The following is a 6,981-nucleotide window of genomic DNA, read 5'->3' on the forward strand; positions in this document are numbered from 1 at the left end:
CCCGGGCGTATATTCATCATATACCCCTGGGGGTATATGCCAGTTTCTCCGCTACCTGGAAGGAGACAAGGATGATTCTCGAGCAGTACTACATCGAATGCCTGTCACACGCGTCGTACCTGATCGGCGACGAATCGACCGGACGCGCGATCGTCGTCGACCCGCGCCGAGACATCACCGAGTACCTCGCCGATGCGCGTAAGCACGGGCTGACGATCGAGGGCGTGATCAACACCCACTTCCACGCGGATTTCGTGTCCGGTCACCTCGAACTCGTCGACGCGACCGGCGCCTGGATCGGCTTCGGTGAGGCCGCCGAAACCGAGTATCCGATCCGCAGGCTCGCCGATGGAGAGCGCCTGTCACTGGGTCAGGTCGACTTGGAAATTCTGTCGACGCCTGGCCACACTTGGGAGTCGATCAGTGTGCTGGTTCGCGAGCGTGCCGATTCCGAGCCTTCGGCCGTGCTGACCGGCGACTCGCTGTTCATCGGCGACGTCGGCAGACCGGATCTGGTCAACATGGGTGACAGCTCGACCGATGCCCTGGCCCGAGCGATGTTCCACACCATCCACGACAAGCTGATGAAGCTGCCCGACCACGTGCTCGTGATGCCTGCGCACGGGGCCGGTTCGTCGTGCGGCAAGAATCTGTCCACGGAGCTGACATCGACAATCGGCGAGCAGCGGGCGAGCAACCCCTCGGTGCAGCCGATGAGTGAGGACGCCTTCGTCTCGATGCTCACCCACGGTCAGCCGGCCGCGCCGTCGTATTTCACCTCCGATGCCGCGATGAACAAGCGGATCCATCCGCTGTTACAGCAGGAGCGCACCGTTCCCGCGATGGCTCCCCAGCAGCTCCGGGCCGCACTCGATGCCGGTGTGCGTGTCGTGGACGCGCGCGGTGTCGATGATTTCGCCGAGGGACACCTACGCGGCTCCGTCAACGTCGGATTCGACGGCCGGTTCGCCGAGACCGTTGGGATGGTGGCCGCAGTGGGTGACCCGATCGCCCTGATCACCTACCCGGGAGAAGAGGAGCAGGCCGCGCTGAGGATGGCACGCATCGGCTTGGACAACGCGATCGGCTATCTCAATGTCGGCCACGATGGGCGATTTCCCGCCGATCTGGCCGATCTCGTACAGACTGCGCCCCGAATCGCGGTGACCGAACTGGACGCGATGCTGACCGTAAGAGGCGTAACGCTGATCGACATCCGCAATCCCGGTGAGCGCGAAGCCGGTGGCATCCCCGGCTCGATCCACATCCCGCTGGCGCAGCTGCGGAACCGAATGAGCGAAGTGCCGACCGACAAGCCGATAGTGGTGCATTGTGCCGGTGGCTGGCGGTCCAGCGTGGCCGCATCACTGCTGCGCGCCAATGGATTTCGTAAGGTATCTGACCTGTTGGGCGGATACGCCGCATGGGTCGACGCCCACGCGACGGTCTGAGACGTCTCATCCGGGAAAGGAGATATCCGCATGTGTTACGCCGTTCGATGCTCGTCCTGCGGTAAAACGACGTGGGACGGCTGTGGTCAGCACGTCGACGACGTGATGCGGTCGGTACCGGTTGCGCAGCAATGCCGCTGTCGACCGCCGAACGACCCGCCGCGCCGTCGCACCGGCGGGTTTTGGCGCCGGTAACCGGATAGGGACATTCCATGGCGTTAGCGATAGGCCTGGCTCTTGGCGCGCTGATCGGCGTGCTGCTGGGACTGCTCGGCGGCGGGGGATCGATCCTCGCCGTCCCAGCGCTGGTCTACGGGGTAGGTCTCGGCATCGAAGAGGCCATTCCGATCTCGCTGGTCGTCGTCGCCACGGCTTCGGCCGTCGGTGCGCTGCCGAAAATTCGCGCCCGACAGGTTCGGTGGCGGATGGCCGGCATTTTTGCGGCGGCCGGCATCCCGGCGACCATTCTCGGCAGCGCCATCAGCAGACACCTCCCCGACTCGGCGCTGCTGATCGGGTTCGCGGTCGTTATGGTGGTCGCCGGCGTTCGCATGCTGGTCGATCAAGGCAACACCGGGACCGCTTGTGAGGTGCGCGCCGGGCAGGTCAATTGGCGTCGGTGCGCGCCGCGGTCCATCGGGGCAGGCCTTGTCGTGGGCGTGCTGACCGGTCTGTTCGGCGTCGGGGGAGGCTTCCTCATCATCCCGGCACTCGTGGTCGTGCTCGGCGTCGAAATGTCCACGGCCATAGGCACTTCGCTGTTGGTCATCGTGGCCAACTCGCTAGCCGGTATCTTCTCGCATCTTCACGGCGTCAGCGTCGACTGGTCGCTGACTGCTGCATTCGTCGCCGCCGCGATGGCCGGCTCACTCGTCGCCGGATACTTCGGCACCAAGGTGGACACCGACCGCCTGCAGCGCTGGTTCGCCTACCTCGTCTTCGTCGTCGCCGCGTTCGTACTCGTCGACACGATTTTCTTACGTTGACCCCTGAAGGAGATTCCTCATGGACATTTCGATCATCGAAACCTCCGGCCTCGGTGACCGCAGTTATCTGGTCAGCCACGGCGATGTCGCCGTCGCGATCGATCCCCAGCGGGACATCGACCGGGTGCTCACTCTTGCAGACGACCGCAAGGTCCGCATCACCCATGTGTTGGAAACACACCTGCACAACGACTACCTGACCGGCGGACTCGAACTATCGCGCACCGTCGGCGCCGAGTACGTGGTGCCCGCGGGTGACGACGTCGAATACGCCCGTCACGCCGTCAGCGACGGTGAGGTGATCGACGCCGGGCCCATCCGGTTGGAGGCGATGCTCACCCCGGGTCACACCCACCACCACATGAGCTATGTCCTCCGCGACGAAACCGACACGGTTCACGGCGTCTTCAGCGGAGGATCGATGTTGTTCGGCACCACCGGTCGCACGGACTTGATCGGGGCGGAGGACACCGAGGAACTCACCCGCGCGCAATATCACTCGGTGCGCAAGATCGCCGAAAGACTGCCCGCTGATACAGCCGTGTACCCGACCCACGGTTTCGGCAGCTTCTGCTCGGCCACACCGGCTTCCGGTGACGAATCGACAGTCGGTCAGCAACGGCGGACCAATCCTGCCCTCACACAGGACGAACAGAGCTTCGTCAACGAACTGCTCGCCGGACTCTCGGCGTACCCGGCGTACTACGCGCACATGGGGGTCATCAACAGCGAGGGCCCGCCCCCGGTCGATCTGACGCCACCAGAATCGATCGATCCCGGCGAACTGCGCCGCCGACTGGAGGCCGGCGAGTGGGTCGTCGACTTGCGTAGCAGGATCGCGTTCGCAGCAGGGCATCTGCAGGGAGCGTTCGGTTTCGAGCTGTCGGGCTCCTTTGTCAGTTACTTCGGGTGGCTCTACGACTGGGGCGCCCCGGTGACCCTCATCGGTGATTCTCCCGGGCAAATTGCCGACGCCAAACGCGAGTTGGTGCGTATCGGGGTAGATCGATTGACGGGCGCCGCCACCGGTGACATCGACCGGCTGCGCGACGGAAGGCCGCTCGGCTCATATCCCGTTTCCGATTTCCGCCACCTGGCCGAGCATCTCCGGACGAACGCCATGGCGGTGCTCGATGTCCGGCAGAACCACGAGTACGAGTCCGAGCGCATTCCGGGAGCTGTGAACATACCGCTGCATGAACTACCGAAGCGGCTCGACGAGGTTCCGCCCCCGACCGTATGGGTGCACTGCGCGTCCGGCTATCGGTCCTCGATCGCGACGTCTATTCTCGACCGCGCCGGCCATGACGTCGTCCTCATCGATGACGACTTCAGCAACGCCGCGGACCTCGGCCTCACCGTGACGCCGTAGCCGTAGGGTTCGAACTCACCTCGAACGGGCATGTACGGCTTACCGATCGAAGCCGAAGGAGCCCGACATGGTGAGCCGGACCGCCGACCGCCGATCCACCTCGACAGTTCTGTTGGCGCTTGCCGCGGCCCTGGCCACCGCGGCAACGCTCGTCGTCAACTACCTCGCCAACGGCCTGCCGATCAACGGCCAGACCACCGGCGACGTCACCCGTCGCTTCGAGGTGTACTTCGTCCCCGCCGGATACGTCTTCTCCATTTGGAGCTTGATCTACCTCGGGCTGATCGCCTACACCGTGTACCTCGGCGTGACGCTCGCCCAGCGACGCGACGACAGCGGCGCCGCACGCGCCATCGCTCCCTGGTACCTGCTGACCGCCGCCGCCAACTGCTGCTGGCTGTTCGCGTGGCACCACAACCAGTTCCCGCTGAGCATGCTGGTGATGGCCGTGCTGCTGGTCGCTTTGATCGTCATCTACCGCCTGCAGGCCTCCCGACCACCCGCCTCGACGCTGGAGCGATGGACGGTGCACATCCCGTTCCGGGTGTACCTGGGCTGGATATCGGTCGCGACGATCGCCAACGCGACGATCACCCTCGACGACGCCGGATGGTCCGGGTTCGGGCTCTCCGAACCGACCTGGGGCGCCATCATGGTTGTGGTGGCGGCCGCGCTCGGAGTGGTGATGAACCTGCGCCACCGCGACATCGCCTACGGGCTGGTGATCATCTGGGCGTTGATCGGCGTCGCGGTGCGGCTGAGCGAAACCACGCCGGTCCTGATCGCCTCGCTGGCGGGCGCGGCAGCGGTGGGGATCGCCGTCGCGATGAGCGCGCGCTACCTTACGCAGTCACCGAGGGGATCCGCGAAAAGCCGCACGATCGAAGGCTAGTCGGCTGAGACTGAGATATGCCGGATCTGAGCCCACGACCACCGAACGCGCCCACCGCGTTTCGCTACCCAGGGCTCACCGGCCACCGCGCGCGCCTGCGAAATGTGGCGAAGCGGCTGGCCCGTGTCGATCTACTGCCCACCGACGACACCGCACGGGCATTCATCGCCGGCCTCAGCGAGGGCGACCCCGTCGCCGAACGTTTCGTCGCCGAGACCTACCACGGTGAACTCGGCGCGAGGAAAGCCCGCGATCTGGTCGAGAAGGCGCAGCGGGAAGGCATCGACAACGTCCCCGAGGCGCCCGAGTCGATGCGTGCGCTGTTCGAGGAATTCGAGCGACTCCCCGCGTGGGTCGACGCGGATCTCGTCGAGGAAGGAGCGACGGTCTGGCGTCGGTGGGCCTACGCGCTGGGCGCGCTCGGCAACGCCGGTACCAACGACACCTACACCGAGGGCTGGCTGGCGGTGCCCCTGTCCCTCTCAGGCGGTTACGCGGGCCAGCGCGCCCTGCACCGGTATCTGGAGACATCGCGCTGGTGGATCGAGGTCTGCCGCCCCGGCGCCATCCTTACCCCAGGATCGTTGGGCCGCAACATCTCCCTGCATGTGCGCATCATGCATATCAGCGTCCGCGACCGCGTCAGACAGCACCCGGAGTGGGACGCCGAGCGCTGGGGTCTGCCGATCAGCCAGTCCGCCATGCTTCTCACGCTGTTGGGTGGAAGTGTGGCACCGGCGTTCGGCCTTTTCCTTCTCGGTCACCTCACCTCTGCGCGAGAGATGCGCGCCGTTCTGCATTTCAACCGCTACTGCGGCTACCTCGTCGGTGTGCGATGCGACGGCTACTTCCCCGAGACCGTCGCCGATGCGTGGCGCATCCTGTTCATGTGTGACGCGGCGCGCAGCTACGACAGCGCTGACAGCGGCACCGAACTGGTCCAGTCCTTCGTTCCCGCGTTCGCACCCGCCGCGACGCACCGCGGCCTGCAGCGGCTTCGCGCCGAGTATCACTACCGCGTACAAGCGGGATACCTCGGGCTGTACATGCTGCCGTGGAATCGGCGCCGCTACCGGCTACCGTCGGCTCTGCCGGGAATGTTGCTGCTGCTCAGCCGCTTTCCGCTGATCCTCACGCTGGAGATCGCGCGGCGATTGTCGTCGACGGTGGACCGTTGGTGGCAGCGGACCAATCTCAAGCGGTGGGAAAACTGGCTGCAGTGGCAATCCGACGGCAAGGCGGCGGCTTTCGAGGCCGCGGTACCCCTGCGCCGCTGATCACGCCTGCGATCACGCCCGCGACGGCACCAATGACGGACTGCCCACACCGACGGTGATCAATGGCGCCGCGGCGGGGTCGAGCCACGTCAGCAGCGTGCGCATTTCGTCGCGCCCGATGGCCACACACCCCCATGTTGGGTTCCCGTCGGTCACATGGAGGAAGATGCCCGAGACCCGTCCGGGGATGCGCTGCGGGTTCACCGTGATGTTGACCGCGTAGTCATAGACGGGCCCGGAATCGTAGAGGTTCTCGGCGATCGACGACGGTTTGTTCGGACCCCGCACATGGGTGTTGTACGTAGGTGACGAGGCGTCCTCGTCCCACCAGTCCTGGTTCGTGGTCTGGAAGTACGGCATCTTGGTGCCCGGATTGGGCTGGCGGCCGAATGCCTGGTCGAACGTGAAGGTCCCCACCGGCGTGCGGTGGACACCGTCGGCTGGTGCACCGACACCCAGGGCGCCGACCTTCGCGGGTGTCGGCCCCAGGACGGGTTTCCATTGCTGCCCGGTGCGTTGAAAGGCGGTGAGGGTGCCCGAGGTGGCCTCCGCGGTGGGCACGCCGACGACGATCCACTGCGTCGTTCGCGCGGTCGCGGCAGCGGGTTGTGCGGACGCGGGCGCTCCGAGCGGTATGCACAGGAGCGCAGCACCGAGGCACACCAGTGCTTTTCGCAGTTTCACGGGCTACCTCGGAACCGGGCTCGAACGCTCGAATGTCGAATCCGCACAGCGTATCCGCGCGAGCCGGTGCACGGCGGCCCGCGAAACCTGTTCGCGGCCAAGCTGAGACCGTGTCGCGATCCGCTCGTCGGTGAGCCGTTGAGCCGGTGAGCCGGTGAGCCGGTGATGATCATCGGGTGGGGCGCCGCGCCCATACGTAAGCCCAGGTACGAATCGTGGTGTGGGCCGACCTATTCGACGTCAGTTGGTGGGTGGTGGTTGGGGTTGGAAGGGTTCGTACCAGCGCCATTGGGCGTGTTCGCCGAGGGGTCCGGGGCAG

The 6,981-nt window shown here is 65.6% G+C and carries 6 protein-coding genes; 5 read left to right on the plus strand and 1 reads right to left on the minus strand.

The annotated features are described in order from the left end of the window. Window positions 1-71 precede the first annotated feature (71 nt). The 5 genes from CEX87_RS17595 to CEX87_RS17615 all read left to right on the plus strand — a co-directional run bounded on the left by CEX87_RS17595 (window position 72) and on the right by CEX87_RS17615 (window position 5,978). Window positions 72-1,451, plus strand: coding sequence for an MBL fold metallo-hydrolase (locus CEX87_RS17595; protein WP_094288289.1), 1,380 nt, complete (start codon window positions 72-74; stop codon window positions 1,449-1,451). A 212-nt stretch (window positions 1,452-1,663) separates the two neighbouring features. Continuing rightward, a complete protein-coding gene (locus tag CEX87_RS17600) occupies window positions 1,664-2,437 on the plus strand; it encodes a sulfite exporter TauE/SafE family protein (RefSeq protein ID WP_064396218.1) in 774 nt (257 codons plus the stop codon). Window positions 2,438-2,456: 19 nt separating this feature from the next. Further along, the gene (locus tag CEX87_RS17605) at window positions 2,457-3,809 is read left to right on the plus strand and encodes an MBL fold metallo-hydrolase (RefSeq protein WP_094288291.1); all 1,353 of its coding nucleotides are present in this window, start codon (window positions 2,457-2,459) and stop codon (window positions 3,807-3,809) included. 67 nt (window positions 3,810-3,876) lie between these two features. Then, window positions 3,877-4,701, plus strand: a complete 825-nt coding sequence (locus tag CEX87_RS17610; RefSeq protein WP_094288293.1) for a TspO/MBR family protein — start codon at window positions 3,877-3,879, stop codon at window positions 4,699-4,701. A 17-nt stretch (window positions 4,702-4,718) separates the two neighbouring features. Beyond that, a complete protein-coding gene (locus tag CEX87_RS17615) occupies window positions 4,719-5,978 on the plus strand; it encodes an oxygenase MpaB family protein (RefSeq protein WP_094288295.1) in 1,260 nt (419 codons plus the stop codon). A 12-nt stretch (window positions 5,979-5,990) separates the two neighbouring features. Here the strand turns inward: CEX87_RS17615 and CEX87_RS17620 are convergent, their stop codons facing one another. Further along, entirely contained in the window at window positions 5,991-6,662 is a 672-nt protein-coding gene (locus tag CEX87_RS17620) for a L,D-transpeptidase family protein (protein WP_094288297.1), read from the minus strand. Between the last annotated feature and the right edge of the window lie 319 nt (window positions 6,663-6,981).

Origin of the sequence: Mycobacterium lehmannii (assembly GCF_002245535.1) — a bacterium.
Classification (GTDB): domain Bacteria; phylum Actinomycetota; class Actinomycetes; order Mycobacteriales; family Mycobacteriaceae; genus Mycobacterium; species Mycobacterium lehmannii.